Source organism: Actinomadura sp. K4S16, from assembly GCF_008327685.1.
GTDB lineage: Bacteria > Actinomycetota > Actinomycetes > Streptosporangiales > Streptosporangiaceae > Spirillospora.
The window spans coordinates 675,314-690,788 of sequence record NZ_BDDE01000010.1 but is presented as its reverse complement, the minus strand read 5'-3'; the positions used below and the strand labels follow the sequence as shown (position 1 = coordinate 690,788).

General features: G+C 74.4%; 16 protein-coding genes. 6 read left to right on the top strand and 10 right to left on the bottom strand.

Annotated elements, in window-relative coordinates:
* Positions 1 to 3 precede the first annotated feature (3 nt).
* The 4 genes from K4S16_RS03980 to K4S16_RS03965 form a co-directional block, all read right to left on the bottom strand.
* Positions 4 to 1,083: a serine/threonine-protein kinase gene (locus tag K4S16_RS03980; RefSeq protein ID WP_235036553.1), complete on the bottom strand. Its 1,080-nt coding sequence runs from the start codon at positions 1,081 to 1,083 to the stop codon at positions 4 to 6.
* 92 nt (positions 1,084 to 1,175) lie between these two features.
* Positions 1,176 to 3,338: a beta-glucosidase gene (locus K4S16_RS03975; RefSeq protein WP_149257388.1), complete on the bottom strand. Its 2,163-nt coding sequence runs from the start codon at positions 3,336 to 3,338 to the stop codon at positions 1,176 to 1,178.
* On the bottom strand, positions 3,335 to 3,883 hold the full coding sequence (locus tag K4S16_RS03970) for a carboxymuconolactone decarboxylase family protein (protein ID WP_149257387.1): 549 nt from the start codon (positions 3,881 to 3,883) through the stop codon (positions 3,335 to 3,337). Before K4S16_RS03970 ends, K4S16_RS03975 begins: the two co-directional genes overlap by 4 nt.
* 133 nt (positions 3,884 to 4,016) lie before the next feature.
* On the bottom strand, positions 4,017 to 5,069 hold the full coding sequence (locus K4S16_RS03965; protein WP_149257386.1) for a polyprenyl synthetase family protein: 1,053 nt from the start codon (positions 5,067 to 5,069) through the stop codon (positions 4,017 to 4,019).
* A 189-nt stretch (positions 5,070 to 5,258) separates the two neighbouring features.
* On the opposite strand from K4S16_RS03965, the gene metF reads away from it, so the two are divergent.
* Complete coding sequence (metF, locus tag K4S16_RS03960; protein ID WP_149257385.1) at positions 5,259 to 6,194, top strand: methylenetetrahydrofolate reductase [NAD(P)H]; 936 nt, start codon at positions 5,259 to 5,261, stop codon at positions 6,192 to 6,194.
* Here metF and K4S16_RS03955 read toward each other — a convergent pair.
* From K4S16_RS03955 to K4S16_RS03935, 5 genes are all read right to left on the bottom strand, one after another.
* Positions 6,131 to 6,733, bottom strand: coding sequence for a GNAT family N-acetyltransferase (locus K4S16_RS03955; protein ID WP_149257384.1), 603 nt, complete (start codon positions 6,731 to 6,733; stop codon positions 6,131 to 6,133). The two genes, metF and K4S16_RS03955, sit on opposite strands and share 64 nt — an antisense overlap.
* Positions 6,734 to 6,743: 10 nt before the next feature.
* On the bottom strand, positions 6,744 to 7,076 hold the full coding sequence (locus K4S16_RS03950; protein ID WP_149257383.1) for a hypothetical protein: 333 nt from the start codon (positions 7,074 to 7,076) through the stop codon (positions 6,744 to 6,746).
* A 27-nt stretch (positions 7,077 to 7,103) separates the two neighbouring features.
* Positions 7,104 to 7,946 carry a hypothetical protein gene (locus tag K4S16_RS03945; protein WP_149257382.1) on the bottom strand — a complete coding sequence of 281 codons (843 nt, stop codon included), beginning with the start codon at positions 7,944 to 7,946 and terminating at the stop codon, positions 7,104 to 7,106.
* A 56-nt stretch (positions 7,947 to 8,002) separates the two neighbouring features.
* Complete coding sequence (locus tag K4S16_RS03940; protein WP_149257381.1) at positions 8,003 to 8,353, bottom strand: arsenate reductase family protein; 351 nt, start codon at positions 8,351 to 8,353, stop codon at positions 8,003 to 8,005.
* A 73-nt stretch (positions 8,354 to 8,426) separates the two neighbouring features.
* Complete coding sequence (locus tag K4S16_RS03935; RefSeq protein ID WP_149257380.1) at positions 8,427 to 8,891, bottom strand: YbaK/EbsC family protein; 465 nt, start codon at positions 8,889 to 8,891, stop codon at positions 8,427 to 8,429.
* Positions 8,892 to 8,914: 23 nt separating this feature from the next.
* Between K4S16_RS03935 and K4S16_RS03930 the strand changes: the two genes are divergently transcribed.
* The 5 genes from K4S16_RS03930 to K4S16_RS03910 all read left to right on the top strand — a co-directional run bounded on the left by K4S16_RS03930 (position 8,915) and on the right by K4S16_RS03910 (position 14,895).
* A complete protein-coding gene (locus K4S16_RS03930; RefSeq protein WP_149257379.1) occupies positions 8,915 to 9,703 on the top strand; it encodes a L,D-transpeptidase family protein in 789 nt (262 codons plus the stop codon).
* Between the two features lie 249 nt (positions 9,704 to 9,952).
* Positions 9,953 to 10,456 carry an SAV_6107 family HEPN domain-containing protein gene (locus K4S16_RS03925; RefSeq protein WP_149257378.1) on the top strand — a complete coding sequence of 168 codons (504 nt, stop codon included), beginning with the start codon at positions 9,953 to 9,955 and terminating at the stop codon, positions 10,454 to 10,456.
* A 322-nt stretch (positions 10,457 to 10,778) separates the two neighbouring features.
* Positions 10,779 to 11,999: a CoA transferase gene (locus tag K4S16_RS03920; RefSeq protein WP_149257377.1), complete on the top strand. Its 1,221-nt coding sequence runs from the start codon at positions 10,779 to 10,781 to the stop codon at positions 11,997 to 11,999.
* A 118-nt stretch (positions 12,000 to 12,117) separates the two neighbouring features.
* Entirely contained in the window at positions 12,118 to 13,368 is a 1,251-nt protein-coding gene (locus tag K4S16_RS03915; protein WP_149257376.1) for a cytochrome P450, read from the top strand.
* Between the two features lie 84 nt (positions 13,369 to 13,452).
* Positions 13,453 to 14,895: an MFS transporter gene (locus K4S16_RS03910; protein ID WP_235036552.1), complete on the top strand. Its 1,443-nt coding sequence runs from the start codon at positions 13,453 to 13,455 to the stop codon at positions 14,893 to 14,895.
* Between the two features lie 39 nt (positions 14,896 to 14,934).
* Here the strand turns inward: K4S16_RS03910 and K4S16_RS03905 are convergent, their stop codons facing one another.
* The gene (locus K4S16_RS03905) at positions 14,935 to 15,429 is read right to left on the bottom strand and encodes a transcriptional regulator (RefSeq protein ID WP_021597992.1); all 495 of its coding nucleotides are present in this window, start codon (positions 15,427 to 15,429) and stop codon (positions 14,935 to 14,937) included.
* Positions 15,430 to 15,475: the final 46 nt, after the last annotated feature.

Here is a 15,475-nt window from a genome sequence, read left to right as displayed (position 1 = left end):
CGCTCAGACCAGGACGCCGAGCAGGAACCCGGCCGCCACGACGGCGCCGAGCGCGACCATCATCCGCCACCGGTAGCGCGGGATCCGCGTCGGGCGCGGCTTCGGCGCCGGGGCCTGCCCCTCGCGCAGCGCCCGGACGATCTGCGGCGCCGTCGGGCGCGCGGCGGGGTTCTTGTCCAGGCAGCGGGCCGCGAGCTCGCGCAGCGGGCCCTCCATGTCGCCGAGGTCGGGCCGGCGCGACGTCACGCGCCGCATCACGGCCGCGCTCGGCCCGGTCCCGAACGGCGGCCGCCCCGTCGCGGCGAACACCATCGTGGCGCCCCACGCGAACACGTCGGCGGGCGGCCCGACCGGCTCGTCCTCGATCTGCTCGGGCGCCATGTAGGCGGGCGTCCCGACCGGGCCGGTGGTCAGCGGGGTCGCGTCGGCGGTGCGGGCGATGCCGAAGTCGATGACCTTGGCGCCGTCCGGGCCGAGCAGCACGTTCCCGGGCTTGAAGTCGCGGTGCACGATCCCGGCGCGGTGGATCGCGGCGAGCGCGGCGGCGGTGCGCAGCGCGAGCTTGCGGAGCCGCGGCGGGGCGAGCGGGCCGCGGTCGGCGACGACGTCCTGGAGTGAGGGCCCCTCGACGAACTCGCTGACGATGTAGGGGCGGTCGCCGGTCATGTCGGCGTCCAGGACGCGGGCCGTGTGCCGCCCGGACACCCGCAGGGCCGCGTCCGCCTCCTTGACGAAGCGGCTGCGCGCCCGCTGCCCGGCCGCCACGCCGCCGCGCAGCAGCTTGACGGTGACGAGCTCGCCGTCGCCGTCCCGGCCGAGGTAGACGACGCCCTGGCCGCCCTCGCCGAGGCGTCCGAGCAGCGTGTACTCGCCGAGGCCGCGCGGGTCGTCGGGACCGAGCGGGGCGTCGGGCCGGTGGTCGCAGCCGTGCGCGGGCCGGGACGCGCCGCGTCCGGGCCCGGGGCGCGCCGCGGCGGGCCGGCCGGCGTGGCCCCGGTCGGCGCGCGCGGCGCGGCCGGGGCGGTTGGAAGAGGAACGCGGGGGATGGGGGTCCGTCCTCCCGCGGGAGGTGTCGTGCGGCACTGGGGGACTCCGACTCGGCGGGGGCGGACGAAGATCTCCCCATTTGTACCCTGTAACCGGGGAGCGGGACAGCGGAACGGCGATCTTCGCCGTCAGCGGCACGTCCCGAGCGTCCCGGTCCGCGCGATGCGCCGGGACGAGTCGCCCACCATGATCTTGTAGCAGCCGGGGGCGACCTTCCACGCCTTCGCCGCCTGGTTCCAGTAGGCGAGCGAGCGCGGCGACAGCGGGAACGTCACCTTCGCGCTCTGCCCGGGCCCGAGGGCGACCTTGGCGTACCCCTTGAGCTGCTTGGGCGGCTGGGGGACCTCCACTCCCGGCGACGGCATGCCGATGTAGAGCTGCGGCACGGCCACGCCGGCGCGCCGGCCGGTGTTGGTGACCGTCACCCGCACGGCCTTGGACGTCACGGACAGCCCGCCGTAGGCGAACGTCGTGTAGGACAAGCCGTGCCCGAACGGGAACCGCGGCGCGATGCCCTTCGCGTCGTAGTGCCGGTAGCCGACCATGACGCCCTCGGAGAACGTGGCGCTCTTGCCGAGACCGGGGTACTGCGCCGGGTTCCCGGACGCGGGCGCGTCGTTCTCGCTGACGGGGAACGTCACGGGGAGCCGCCCGCCGGGGTCCACGTCCCCGTAGAGGACGCGCGCCAGGGCGTCCCCCGCCTCCTGGCCCGGGTACCAGGCCTCGACGATGCCCCTCACCTGCCCGGCCCAGGGCGTCAGCACGGGCCCGCCCGTGTTCAGCACGACGATCGTGTTGGGATTGGCCTTGGCGACCTCGGAGATCAGCCCGTCCTGGTCGCCTCTGAGCGGGTCGCCGCACTGCAGCGTCAGGCACGACTTGTCGAAGAACTCGCCCTGGCTGTCGGTCGCGAACACGATGGCGAGGTCCGCGCCGCGGGCCGCCTCGGCGGCGCCTCCGCGGTCGTCGCCGTCGTGGTAGGTGACCTTGGTTCCGGCCCCCGCGCGGCGGGCGATGCCGTCCTGCGCGCTCACGGTCCCGAACGGGACGACCTTGGCCGAGCCGAAGCCGCTCGGGCTCTGCCGGGCGGCCCGGCCGATCAGCGCGATCGACCTCGGGGCCGCGAGCGGCAGGACGCCGTCGTTCTTCAGCAGCGTGATCCCGCCCTCCGCGATGGCCCGCGCCGCGTTCCGGCTGCCCGTCCGGTCGATGCGGGTGAGGTCGTTGGGGTACGCCTGCCGGTCGAACACGCCGAACCGGAACATCGTCCGCAGGATGTTGCGCACGTGCGCGTCGATCGTCGCCTGCGCGACCTTCCTCTGCGCGACGGCCGACTTCAGCAGGAGCGCGTTGTACCTCCTGCCCATCGGCAGTTCCATGTCGAGGCCGCCGTTCGCGGCGCCGGCGGCGTCCTGCGCGGCGGTGTGGTCGGACGGCACGAACCCCGTGAACCCCCACTCCGACCGCAGGATCCCGTTGAGGACGGCGCCGTCCTGGCAGGCCCACCGGCCGTTCAGCCGGCCGAACCCGCACATCACCGTCGCGGCGCCCGCGTCCTTCACCGCGGCCTCGAACGGCGGCAGGTAGATCTCGCGGAGCGTGCGCGGGTCGACGTTCATGCCGAGCGACAGCCGGTCGGTCTCCTGCGTGTAGACGGCCATGTGCTTGACCGAGGTCATCACGCCCTGCGCCTGCGCGCCCTGGATCCACGGCACGCCGAGGGTCGCCGACAGGTAGGGGTCCTCGCCGAAGCCCTCGAACGTCCGGCCGTTGCGGGGCGTGCGCAGGACGTCCACCGTCGGGCCGAAGACCAGGTCGTTGCCCCGGTGCCGCGCCTCCCACCCGACCGTCCCGCCGTACAGCCGCGCGGCCTTCGGGTCGAAGGCCGCGGCGAGCGCGATCGGCGCGGGCAGCGCCGTCGCCTTGCCCTGCCGGACGCCGGCCGGCCCGTCGGCCATGAGGACCGGCGGGACGCCGAGCCGGGGGATCCCGCCGGCGGTGTCGGCGTGGGCGTCCTCGGAGAACCCGCCGAGCGGCCCGCCGAACGGGTCGTCCGCCGCCAGCAGCGCGATCTTCTCGTCGGCGGTCAGCCGCGGCAGCAGCAGCGCCGCCCGCCGGTCGGGCGCCAGCGCGGCGTCGCACCACGGCCGCGAGGCCGGGTCGCCGCAGCGCCCGGCCGCCGCCCGCGCCTCGCCGGGCGCGGAGGCCGCGGTCAGCACCGCCGTCAGCGCCAGCGCGGAGGCGACCGCGAGCGCCCCCGGCAGCCCGCGCCCGGGTTTCGTCCCCCTCATCCGCCCGCCCCGTCCTCGTGCTGGACCCGCAGGGCGTTCAGCGCGAAGGCGACCATGTGGTAGTGGCCGATCAGCATCACCAGCTCGATCAGCTCGCGCTCCCCGAAGCGCGTCGACAGCTCCGTCCACGTCGCGTCGCCGATCGTGCCGTGCTCGTGCAGCTCGTCCGCGGCGGCCAGCACCATGCGGTCGCCGCCGCTCCAGCCGTGCTCGTCCGGATCCTTCCGGAGCGCGGCGATCTCGTCCTCGGTGAGCCCCGCGTCCAGCGCGACCCGCCGGTGGTGGTCCCACTCGTACTCGCAGGAGCGGTGGTGCGCCGTCCGCAGGATCGCCAGCTCGCGGTCGCGGGCGCCCAGCGTCCCGTTCATCAGCAGCATCGAGCCGAGCCCGATCCACGACCGGAACAGCTCCGGGTGCCGGGCGAGCGTGGTGATGACGTTCAGCGGGCCGATCGTCTCGGTCACGGCCTTGACCACGTCGTCCCACTCCTGCTCGGGGAGCGGGTCGACGCGCGGGACGCGTTCTCCTGGGGTGGCGGCGCACATGGCGACCTTTCTGCCACCAATTGGTGGGAAAGTTCTAGTGCGCCGCGAAAACTTGGCCGGATCGTGTCACGGGGGGCCGCCGAACCTCACCGGGACGACCGCGCCGCACCGGGACCGCCGTGCCGGAAGCGGCTCAGGTGCTGCGCGTGGTGGCCGCCACCGCGAGGTCCGCCAGCGCCTCCCGGGCGTCCTCGGTGATGGGGGCCGCCGCCAGGGCCTGCTCCGCCTCGGTGAGGTAGCTCTTGATCATGGCCTCGCACGCGGCCAGGCCCCCGGTCTCCTCGATGATCGCGCGCAGCTCGTCCACGCCGGGGCGGTCCAGCGCGGGGTCGCCGAGCCGGCGCTCCAGGGCCGCGGCCTGGGCCGCGCTCGCCCGCTCCAGGGTGAGCGCGACCAGGACGGTGCGCTTGCCCTCGCGCAGGTCGTCGCCGGCGGGCTTGCCGGTCTCGGCCGGGTCGCCGAACACGCCGAGCACGTCGTCGCGGAGCTGGAAGGCGATGCCGAGCGGCAGGCCGTAGCCGGTGAGCGAGGCCGCCACGTCCGGGCGTGCGCCGGCCAGCGCCGCGCCGAGGTGCAGCGGCCGCTCGATCGTGTACTTGGCGCTCTTGTACTCCACCACGCGCAGCGCCGTGGCGACGTTCGCCTGGCGGCGCGCCCCCTCCAGCATGTCGAGGTACTGGCCGCACATGACCTCGGTGCGCATGAGGTCGTACACCGCCCGGCCGCGCAGCCGGCTGGCACCGTCCAGCCCGGAGGTCTCGAACATCTCGCTCGACCAGGCCAGGCACAGGTCGCCCAGCAGGATGGCGGCGCCGCCGCCGAACGACTCGGCGTCGCCGGGCCACCCCTGCGCGCGGTGCAGCGCCTCGAACCGCCGGTGGGCGGACGGCTGGCCGCGCCGGGTGTCGCTGGAGTCCATCACGTCGTCGTGGACCAGCGCGCTCGCCTGTAGCAGCTCCAGGGACGCGGCGGCGGCCACGATGCCGGGCCCGTCCTCGCCGCCCGCCGCGCGCCACCCCCAGTAGCAGAAGGCGGGCCGCAGCCGCTTCCCGCCGCCGAGAAGGGCGTCCAGGGCGGCCAGCAGCGGCTCGAGGTCGTCGCTGATGGCGCGCAGGGCGGGGCGCCGGCGGTCGACGAAGGCCAGCAGCGCCTCGTCGACCTCCTTGCGGATCTGGCTGGTCGACATGCCGAGATCGTATCCAGCTGGGTGCTTTCCACCCTCCATCAAGAACGTGAGATGTCACTAGATCTTCGGGAATACGGACATAACGCCCGTCCGGTGTGGCGAGCATCACGCGGATCGGCTGTCGGGCGCCGCCGCCCGCTCCCTCCGCACGCAGAGTGCTTCCGCAGGGCGCTTCTGTAGGCTTGGGGGATGCGACGCGTACGCCCTGACAGGCCCCCCACCGTCCGAGAACTGCTCGCCTCGGGCGAGCGCTCGTTCTCGTTCGAGTTCTTCCCGCCCAAGACCGACAAGGGCGCGCGGAACCTGTGGCGTACGATCCGCGAGCTGGAGTCGCTGCACCCGACGTTCGTGTCGGTGACCTACGGCGCGGGCGGCGGCACCCGCGACACGACCGTCGACATCGTCGAGCGCATCGCCACCGACACCACCCTCACCCCGGTCGCGCACTTCACCGCCGTGAACCACTCCCAGGCCGAGCTGCGCAACCTGGTCGGCCGGTTCGCTGCCGCCGGCGTCCGCAACGTCCTCGCGCTGCGCGGCGACCCCCCCGGCGACCCGATGGGGGAGTGGGTCAAGCACCCCGACGGCGTCGAGTACGCCGCCGAGCTGGTCCAGATGATCCGCTCCTACGGCGACTTCTGCGTCGGCGTGGCCGCGTTCCCCTACAAGCACCCGCGCTCGCCCGACATCGAGAGCGACACCCGCTACTTCGTGGACAAGTGCCGGGCCGGCGCCGACTACGCGATCACCCAGATGTTCTTCCGCGCCGAGGACTACTTCCGGCTGCGCGACCGCGTCGCCGCCGCCGGCTGCGACGTGCCGATCCTGCCCGGCATCATGCCGGTCACCCAGCTCAGCACGATCGAGCGGTCCGAGCAGCTGTCGGGCGCGCCCTTCCCGCCCGAGGTGCGGGCCCGGTTCGAGGCCGTCGCGGACGACCCGGAGGCCGTCCGCCGGCTCGGCATCGAGCACGCCGCCGAACTGTGCGGGGAGCTCCTCGACCAGGACGCGCCGGGGATCCACTTCATCACGTTCAACAAGTCCACGGCGACGCGCGAGGTCTACTCGCTGCTGGACGGCGCCGGGTACGGCGCCAGCGGCAGGGTCCCGCCCATGACCGCGTAGCGGGGCCCGCCGCCCGGGAACTCGAAGTCGGTCAGCAGGTCGACCATGCCGACCGAGCGGTAGAGGTGGCGGGCCGGTGTCTCCGGCCGCCTGTCGAGCGTCGACAGCACGACCGTGCGCTCCGTCCGCCCGCCGCACAGCGCGTTGAGCAGCGCCCGGCCGAGGCCCTTGCCCTGCGCCTGCGGATGGACGTGCAGCTCGGCGACCTCGAAGGCGTCCTCCAGCCACGTGTCGGCGTGCTCGGGCCCCTCCCGGTCGGCCAGCGCCTGGTAGACGACGTCGTGCCACCACTGGCCGCGCGCCCCGTGGAACCCGTAGGCGAACCCCTGGACGGGCGCCGGCATGACGGGCAGCGCGCCCCGCCGCTCGACCACGAACGCGCGGAACCCCGGATACGAGGCGTGCCGTTCCATGATGGTGTGCCGGCCCGGGAGCTGCTCGTTCGGCGGCTCCATCGCGGCCGCGTACACGTCCAGCATGGGGCTCAGCCTGCGTAGGAAGGCGCGTTCGTCGATCTCGCGCAGCTTCGGGTCCCTCACCCGACAGAGACTAGACCCGCGTGACGGTCCGCTGGGTGGCGGAGAGCCGATCGTAGAGGTCCCAGAGGATCCGGTCGGCGGCCTTGCGCAGCGTCCCGCGGTTCGCGTCGAGCTGCCCGCCCCACTCCCGCGCCTCCGGGCCGAGCCACGCGTCCGTCCCACCGAGCGTCCGCGCGGGCGCGTCCAGCGCCTGCCGGAGCCGGTCGATGCTGCCGTAGGCGTCCGCGTACGCCTGGTAGAGCTGCTGGTACTCCGGATTGGGCTGCTCGGCGGGCGACAGCCGGGCCGCCGCGGCGCCGCTGATCGGCGGGGGCAGGCTGCCGGGGGGCGGTGGAGCGGCCATGGCGACCTCTCAGGCGGTGTCGGTCTTTCAGGCGGTGGCGGCGGACGGGTGCAGGTCGAGCCTGGCGACGGCCTCGCGCGTGCGGGCGCTCATGTCGGCGCCCAGGAGCACCTGGACGGCGACGGGACGGATCCCGGCGCGGTCGGCCTCGGCCAGGAAGGCGCGCAGCCACTTCACGTCCATCGGCAGGTGGTGGCTGGCCATGCCGAGGGACTGCTGGACGGCCGTCAGCCTCGCGCGGTCCCCCTGGGCGGCCTTCAGCAGCTCGGCGGCGGCCGCCGGGCCGAGCCGCTCGTACAGCTTCTCGGTGTAGTCGGGGTCGCCGGCGTCGGCCTTCAGGTGCCTCCACACCGAGTCCGGGACGGGCCGGCCCTCCTGGACGGCCGTCGTCACGGCCACCGCGTCGGCCCTGGCGGCGCGGGCGGCGGCGGGCCGGTCGGGGAAGTTCCCGATGTCACCGGCGCCGTGCGGGGTCGGCTGCGGCACCGCCTTGGCGGGCGGGGTCCGGTGCGGCGGCGCCTTCACGGGACGCGGCGTCCCGACCGGGCCGCCTCCGGTCTTCCGCGGCGAGGGGGCCGGGGCGGGCGCCGGCGGTACGTCGACGCCCCCGCCGGGAGAGGGATGGGTGACCGCGAAGTTGTACCGCCGCGTCAGCATCCCGAGCTGCTCGACGGCCCACCGCGCCACCTCGTCGGCCTGCCGGTACCCGGCCGCGGACACCCCGGGCGGCGGGCGGTGGCCGTTCAGCCAGCCCTGGATCGCGTTCTGCGCGTCCTGGAGCTGCCTGATCACCTGGTTGAGCGCGGGCGGGTCGATCCCCCGGAACTCCGGGTCGCGCGCCGCCGGACCCGTCCGCATCTGCGCCGCCATCACCCCTCCGGAGGCCGTCCTTCGCCGTATCCCGACTCCCCAGAATCACACCGGTGTCACTGGCTGTCGAGGGCCTTGCGCACCGATTCGGCATCGCGCGCCACGACGGCGCTCTCGCCCGTCAGGACGATCGGACGCTGGATCAGCACCGGGTTCGCCACCATGACCTCGATCCAGCGGGCCCGGTCGCGCTCCATGTCCTTCAGCCCGAGCTCCTTGGCGACCGGCTCGTTCAGCCGCGCCACGTCCCAGGGCTCGGCGCCGATCCGGGTGAGGACCTCGTCCAGCTCCTGCGCCGTGGGCGGCCGGTCGAGGTAGCGGCGTTCGGTGTACTCCACGCCCGCCTCGTCCAGCGCGGCCTTGGCGGCGCGGCTCTTCGAGCAGCGCGGGTTGTGCCACAGTTCCATCACTCCGCCTCTCCGTATCTTCACCTGCGCGTCACATCGCCTGCGTCACTCCGGCGGTGTCACTTCAGCCGGGTCACTCCACCTCCGCGGGAGTCCCGCCGGTGATCCTCAGCAGTTCGCCGTACGAGGTGGGGAAGACGGTGTGCGGGTGCCCGCCCGCCGCCCACACCTCGTCGTACCGGTCCAGCCAGACGTCCACCAGCGTGCGGATCGGCGCCGGGTGGCCGACCGGCGCGACGCCCCCGATGGGCTGGCCCGTCGACTCCCGGACGAACTCCGGCGTCGCCCGCCGCACCTTCGCCGCGCCGACGAGCGCCGCGACCTTCACCGTGTCGACGCGGTGCGCGCCGCTGGTCAGCACCAGCAGCGGCGACCCGTCGGCGTCGAACACCAGGCTGTTGGCGATCGCGCCGACCTCGCAGCCCAGCTGCTCCGCGGCGGCCCGCGCCGTCGGCGCGGAGTCGGGAAGCTCGACGACGGCCCCGGCCGCGCCCAGGTCGAGCAGAGCCTTCGCGACGATTTCGGCATTCGGATGCATGGGTAGAACTTTAAGGTCAGCGCATGCGAGGGAGACCGATCGACGTGCGGAAAAGCGCGGTTCTGCTCATAGCGGCCGTCGTCCTGACGGGCTGCAACGACATCGACGCGGCGGCTCCCGCCCCGTCGAAGGGGTCGCCGGAGGGGACGCCGTCCAAAGCGCCGGCGACGCCCCGCCCCAGCCCCACGCACCGGAAGCTGAAACCGGGCGCCAAGGGGGCGGACGTGAAGGCGCTCCAGCGCCGCCTCAAGGAACTGCACTACGACCCGGGCAAGGCGGACGGGAAGTACGGGCCGTCCACGGAGACGGCCGTGTGGGCATTCCAGGCGGTGAACCGGCTCAAGCAGAAGAGCACGCTCACCGCGTCGTTCTGGAAGGCCCTGGACGCTCCCAAGGAGCCCCGTCCGATGGCCAAGAAGCGCGAGAAGAACCGCGTCGACGTGGATCTGAAGCGCCAGTACCTCGTCCTCTACAAGAACGGCGCGCCGCGGCTCATCACGCACGTCTCGTCGGGCTCGGGGGAGTACTACTGCGCCAAGGACCGCGGCGCGACCTTGGCGCGCTGCCGCTACGCCACGACCAGCACGGGCGACTTCCGGACGGGGCGCCGCGCCTCCGGGTGGGAGACCTCGCCCCTGGGGCAGCTCTACAACCCCATCTACTTCAACGGCGGCATCGCCTTCCACGGTGCGCTGGACGTGCCCAAGTACCCCGCGTCGCACGGCTGCGTCCGCATGCCGATGCACATCGCCGAGTACTTCCCCGACCTGGTCGGTACGGGCGTCCCCGTGCACGTCAGGAGGCCTGGCTAGCCGCCTGCGGGGCCTGCCGACGGACCCGCCGAGCCGGGGGACGCGACGTGCATTCGAACACGTTGACGAATCGCCGTCAGGACGGTTTACTGTGAAGCGCGTCGAACTTATGTTCGATGTGGTGCGGGACTCGCGGCCCGCACCAGGGCGACGTCCCCGCCGATCGCGGTGTTTCGGCGGGACGGACGGCCGGGCGGAGTGAGGGGAAGCTCTCCGCCCGGCCGGCCCGAGCCCCGGAAGGAGGCAGACATGTCCGGAACGATGACCGCACGCGGAATCCACTCCGCAGCCCAGTCCGTCCCGTCCCCGAGTCCTCGCCCACGCCACCGCCCGATGCCCGCGCCGCGCCCGGCGCACACGGCCGTCGGGCAGTTGCACGCCGCCCGCATGGGCCTCGCCGAGGCGGCCGAGGCCACCTCGCCCGCCGTCCGCTACGTGTGCGCCCACCTGGCGGCGCTGCGCGCGGCGGCCGCCGTCCTGGCGTCCAAGGAGCCCCTGGAGACCCACCGCCGCGGCCGTCCGCGCAGCGTCTGGGTCCTGCTGCCCGAGGCCGAGCCCGCGCTGCGCGAGTGGGCCGCCTTCTTCGCCGCCGGCGCCGACAAGCGCGCCGCCGCCGAGGCGGGCCTGCCGCGTGCCGTCACCCCGCGCGAGGCCGAGGAGCTCCTGCACGACGCGGAGGTCTTCGTCACCCTCGTCGAGGACACCCTCGGCGTCGACGGGCAGCCCACCCTGCCCGTCCCCGAAGCCGGCTGAGCCACCTCGGAGGCCGTCCCACTCCCTCCCCTCGGGACGGCCCCCCGCCGGAGGCCGGGGACGCCGCCGCGCCATGGGGAGCGGCGTCCCCGGCCTCCGGCGGCCGCCTCGGGCCTTCGGACCGATCGCGCCGGCGGGACCGCCACCCCCCGAGCCGGCCCCGCCGGCGCGATCCCAACCGCCCGTCTCACCTCGCCCCGTGGCGCTGTCCCGTTTCCGCCCGGCGGCGCGTCTCCCTGCGCCCCCGAGGCGGTCCTGCGCGTCCCGCGGGGTGGCTCACCCCGGCTCCCGGCGCCGGGCGGGGCGTTGGTAGACATGGCCGATGACCGACCTGCCACCGCCGTCTGATCCAGCAGAGCCGACCGAGCTGCCGCTGGACGGGATGCGCGTCATCGAGCTGTCCAGCTTCGTCGCCACGCCGCTGGGCGGGATGACCCTGGCGCAGCTCGGCGCGGACGTCATCCGCGTCGACCAGATCGGCGGCGGGCCCGACATCGACCGGTGGCCGCTCGCGCCGTCCGGGCGGAGCCTGTACTGGGCCGGGCTGAACAAGGGCAAGCGCTCGGTCGCCGTCGACCTGCTCTCGCCCGAGGGGCGCGGCCTCGTCGCCGGGCTCGTCGCGGACGGCGGCATCCTCCTCACCAACGCGCCGCCGCGGCCGGGGCTGGGCTACGAGGAGCTGAAGGCCGCCCGGCCCGACCTGATCCACGTCCGGCTCCAGGGGACGAGGGAGGGCGGCAACGCCGTCGACTACACGGTGAACGCCGCCATGGGGTTCCCGACGATCACGGGACCCCCCGACCGGGAGGCCCCCGTCAACCACGCGCTGCCCGCCTGGGACGTCGCGTGCGGCCTCTACATGGCCGTCGGGCTGCTCGCGGCGGAGCGGCACCGGCTGCGCACCGGCGAGGGCCGGCGGATCCAGGTCGCGCTGCAGGACGTCGCCCTGGCCACCGCGGGCAACCTCGGGTACCTCGCGGAGGCCCAGCTCGGAGCCGCCAGGCCGCGCCTGGGCAACCACCTCTTCGGCGACTTTGGGCGCGACTTCGCCACGGCGGACGGACGGGTCATGGTCGCGGTCCTCACCGCCCGGCACTGGCGCGACCTGGTGGAGGCCGCCGGCCTCGGCGAGGTGGTCGAGGCCCTCGAACGCGCCCTCGGCGCCGACTTCCGCCGCGCCGGCGACCGCTACGGCCACCGCGAGGCGCTCGGCGGCGTGCTCGCGTCGTGGTTCGCGTCCCGTACCTGCGAGCAGGTCGCGGCCGGGCTGAAGGGCACGTCCGTCCTGTGGTCCCGCTACCGCGACTTCGCGGAGGTGGCCGCCGGGCTGCGGGACGAGCCGCTCATGGCGCCGCTCGACCAGCCCGGCGTGGGCCCGCACCTGGCGCCGGGCTCACCGGTGCGGCTCGGCGAGGCCTCCCTGCCGCCGGTCCCGGCCCCGACCCTCGGCGAGCACACGGAGGAGGTGCTCCGGGACGTCCTGGCCCTGCCCCCCGAGCGCGTCGAGGCGCTGCGAGCCAACGGGACGATCATGGGTTTGTGATCACCGCGGGCGTGGAAATCCTTCCCGTAGGCATTCCGAAAAGTGGGTTTCGTTTGGCCTGCCGTGAAGGTCGGGCCGGCGTGCCCCGTCGCGTCCGAACGACGAAGGGATCCGCCGGATGGCCCTCGACGCCGCCCCGGAGCAGTCCGCGCCCGCCCACATCCCGCACCCGCTCGACAGCGACGCCGACGGCGTCAACCGTCCGGGACTGCACAAGAACGCCCGGTACCACGAGATACGCGAGACCGGCACCGGCGTCGCCGAGGTGCGGCGCCACGACGGGACCACCGCCAAGCTCGTCACCCGCTACCACGACGTCGAGCAGGTGCTGCGCAACCAGGAGGTCTTCTCCCGCGAGGCGGCCCTCGACGCCGACGCCGTCGACCTCGAGGGGACGATGCTCGGCCTGGACCTGGACGGGCACGCGGCCGTCCGCGGCGCCGTCAAGGACTGGTTCTCCCCGCAGGCCACCGAGCGGCTGCGGCGCACGGCGCGGGAGCGGGCCGCCGCCCAGCTGCGGACGATGCTCGCCGGCGAGGAGCCCGCCGACCTCGTCACCGCCTTCGCGCTGCCGTTCTCGCTCGACCTGATCTGCGACATGATGGGGCTGCCGCAGGAGGACCGGCTGCGCTTCCACGCGTGGGGCGACGCGTTCCTCGGCACCAGCGCCCAGACCCGCGTCGACGCGGCCGAGGCGCAGATGGCGATGGTCGGCTACCTGAGCGGCCTGGTGGAGGAGCGGCGGCGCGACCCGTCCGGCGACCTGCTCTCCCAGGTCGCCGCCGGCGCCGCGGACCTGCCGTTCGACCGGCAGGTCAAGCTGCCGATGACCCTCGTGCTCGGCGGCTGGGAGACCGTCGCGAGCAGCATCGGCACGCAGATCCACGTCCTGCTCACCCACCCCTACGAGGACCACGAGACCGCCTACGCCTACCTCACCGGCCACCCCGAGGCCGTCCCCGGGGCCGTCACCGAGCTGGAGCGCCTGTTCTCCACCACCGCGGCGGACGACCTGCCGCGCCGGGTCACCCGCGAGGTGACGCTGCCGAGCGGTGAGCGGCTCCTGCCCGGGGACCTGGTCATCCCGTCCCACGACGCCGCCAACTGCGACCCCCGCGTCTTCACCGACCCGCACCGCATGGACTTCGGCCGGTCCCCGAACCGGCACCTGTCCTTCGGCTACGGGCCGCACCACTGCATCGGACGGCACCTCGGGCACATGGAGGTGGAGACGGCCGTCGCGCTGCTCACCCGCGAGCTGCCGTCCCTGCGCCTGGCGGTGCCGTCGGACGAGATCACCCGCAAGCCGGGCCACGTCATCAACGGCCCCTCCGCCCTCCCCGTGGCCTGGAGCGCGCCCGCGGACTGACCGCACCCCGCCCGCCCCGCCCCGCGCTTGAAGGCGTTTCGCCCCGGTATGAGATTGTTAGGGAGGCGAACCAAGGAGGGCACGGTGGCGGGGCGGGAGGTGCGCGGGCTGGTCCCGCTGCTCGCCTTCCTCGGCGTGATGGCGTACTCGCTGTCGATGGCCGTGGTGACGCCCGCCCTGCCGCAGATCCAGGACGGCCTGCACACGACCCCGGCGGGGGCGGCGTGGGCGCTCACCGCGATGACGCTGTCCGCGGCCGTCGCCACCCCGGTGGTCGGGCGGCTCGGCGACCTGTACGGGCCGCGCCGGGTGCTCCTCGCCGTGCTCGCCGTCGCGACCGCGGGGACGGTCGTCGCGGCCCTGGCCGGCACGGTCCCGGTGATGCTGGCCGGTCGGGTCCTCGGCGGCATCGGCGGCGGCGTCTTCCCGCTGGCGTACACGATCATCCGGGACATCGTCCCGGCCGCCCGGCGGGCCCCGGCCGTCGGGCTCATGTCGTCCATGCTGGGGCTCGGCGGCGCCGTGTCGTGGTGCCTGGCCGGGCCGATCATCGACTTCCTCGGCTGGCGGTGGCTGCTGTGGGTGCCGGTCACGGGCCTGGTGCCCGGCATCGTCCTCGCCTGGTGGATCGTCCCGGCCGCGGACCGCCGCGGGGCCTCGCGCACGGCCGCCGCGCGGGTCGACTGGTGGGGCGCGGCCCTCTTCGCCGCCTGGCTGGTGGCCGCGCTCACCGCCCTCACCCAGGGGATGGACTGGGGCTGGACGTCCCCCGGCGTGCTCGGCCTGCTCGCTCTCGCACTCGTTGCGGCAGGCGCGTGGCTCTGGGTGGAGGGCCGCGTGCCCGAGCCCCTGATCGACCTGCGCCTCATGCGGGTGCGCGGCGTGTGGACGGCGAACGCCGCCTCGCTCCTGTCCGGCTACGCGCTCATGGCGGGCGGGCTGCTGTTCCCCCTGCTCGTCCAGCTCCCGGCGGACACCGGGTACGGCTTCGGAGGGACGGCCACGCAGGCGGCGCTGCTCCAGCTTCCCGCCAGCATCGGCATGACCGTCGCCGGCATGACGGCGGGCCTTCTCGACCGGCGTGTCGGCTCGCGCGCGGTCCTGCTCGGCGGCGCGGCGCTGACCGGCCTCGGCTACGCGTTCGTGGCGGTCGAGCACGGCGCCATGTGGCACCTCTACGTGGGCGGCCTGGCGCGGGGCGTCGGCCTGGGCTTCGCCTACGCCGCCGTGGCGACCCTGGTGGTCGCCGCCGTGCCGCCCGGGGAGACCGGCGTGGCCACCGGCATCAACACGCTGCTCCGCACGGTCGGCGCGTCCCTCGGGACGCAGATCAGCGCGGTCATCGTGGTGGCGGTCCCCGGCGAGGGCGGGTTCTCCGGCGGGTTCGCGGTGAGCGCCGCCGTCGCGGCGGCCGTCGTCCCGCTGGCCCTGCTCGTCCCGCGTCCGGGACGGCGCGGACGCGGAAGGGGCCCCGGACGCGGAACGGGGCCCGGCGCGGTGCCGGACCCCGTCACGGTCGTGCGGTGAAGCGGGTCGTGCGGTGAAGCGGTGGAACAGGCGGGTCGATCAGAACGACTCGACGGCGCGCCGCGCCTCCGGGTCGAGGACGCCCCAGCCGATCAGCTCCTCGGTGAGCTCGGTCGGGGACTTGTCATAGATGACCGCGAGTGAACGCAGGTCCTCCTGGCGGATGGACAGGACCTTTCCGTTGTAGTCGCCCCGCTGGCTCTGGATCGTCGCGGCGTAGCGGGCGAGAGGACCGGCCTTGTCTTTCGGAAGCTGCTGCAACCGCTCTAGATCGATCACGAGCTTGGGTGTAGGCCCGAGCGGGCTCGGCGCGGCTCCGCCGGGCAGCAACTCGGAAACCGGCACGCCGTAGAAATCGGCGAGCTCGGCCAGCTTCTGAACGGTGACGGCGCGGTCGCCCCGCTCGTACGAACCCACGACGACGGCCTTCCAGCGGCCGCGGGACTTCTCCTCCACGCCGTGCAGGGACAGGCCCTGCTGGGTGCGGATGGCGCGCAGGCGCGCGCCGAGAGCCTTAGCGTATTCAGACGGCATTATGCGGCCCCCAGGCTCACTTTCGTCGTCGTCGGACCCCGGCTTG

What these genes read in the sequence shown, in the direction of transcription:
- K4S16_RS03940 (WP_149257381.1), bottom strand. Translation starts at nt 8,353, where the DNA reads ATGGAACTGTGGCACAACCCGCGCTGCTCGAAGAGCCGCGCCGCCAAG.
- K4S16_RS03970 (WP_149257387.1), bottom strand. Translation starts at nt 3,883, where the DNA reads ATGTGCGCCGCCACCCCAGGAGAACGCGTCCCGCGCGTCGACCCGCTC.
- K4S16_RS03945 (WP_149257382.1), bottom strand. Translation starts at nt 7,946, where the DNA reads ATGGCGGCGCAGATGCGGACGGGTCCGGCGGCGCGCGACCCGGAGTTC.
- K4S16_RS03950 (WP_149257383.1), bottom strand. Translation starts at nt 7,076, where the DNA reads ATGGCCGCTCCACCGCCCCCCGGCAGCCTGCCCCCGCCGATCAGCGGC.
- K4S16_RS03915 (WP_149257376.1), top strand. Translation starts at nt 12,118, where the DNA reads ATGGCCCTCGACGCCGCCCCGGAGCAGTCCGCGCCCGCCCACATCCCG.
- metF (WP_149257385.1), top strand. Translation starts at nt 5,259, where the DNA reads ATGCGACGCGTACGCCCTGACAGGCCCCCCACCGTCCGAGAACTGCTC.
- K4S16_RS03975 (WP_149257388.1), bottom strand. Translation starts at nt 3,338, where the DNA reads ATGAGGGGGACGAAACCCGGGCGCGGGCTGCCGGGGGCGCTCGCGGTC.
- K4S16_RS03965 (WP_149257386.1), bottom strand. Translation starts at nt 5,069, where the DNA reads ATGTCGACCAGCCAGATCCGCAAGGAGGTCGACGAGGCGCTGCTGGCC.
- K4S16_RS03935 (WP_149257380.1), bottom strand. Translation starts at nt 8,891, where the DNA reads ATGCATCCGAATGCCGAAATCGTCGCGAAGGCTCTGCTCGACCTGGGC.
- K4S16_RS03930 (WP_149257379.1), top strand. Translation starts at nt 8,915, where the DNA reads ATGCGAGGGAGACCGATCGACGTGCGGAAAAGCGCGGTTCTGCTCATA.
- K4S16_RS03925 (WP_149257378.1), top strand. Translation starts at nt 9,953, where the DNA reads ATGTCCGGAACGATGACCGCACGCGGAATCCACTCCGCAGCCCAGTCC.
- K4S16_RS03905 (WP_021597992.1), bottom strand. Translation starts at nt 15,429, where the DNA reads ATGCCGTCTGAATACGCTAAGGCTCTCGGCGCGCGCCTGCGCGCCATC.
- K4S16_RS03920 (WP_149257377.1), top strand. Translation starts at nt 10,779, where the DNA reads ATGACCGACCTGCCACCGCCGTCTGATCCAGCAGAGCCGACCGAGCTG.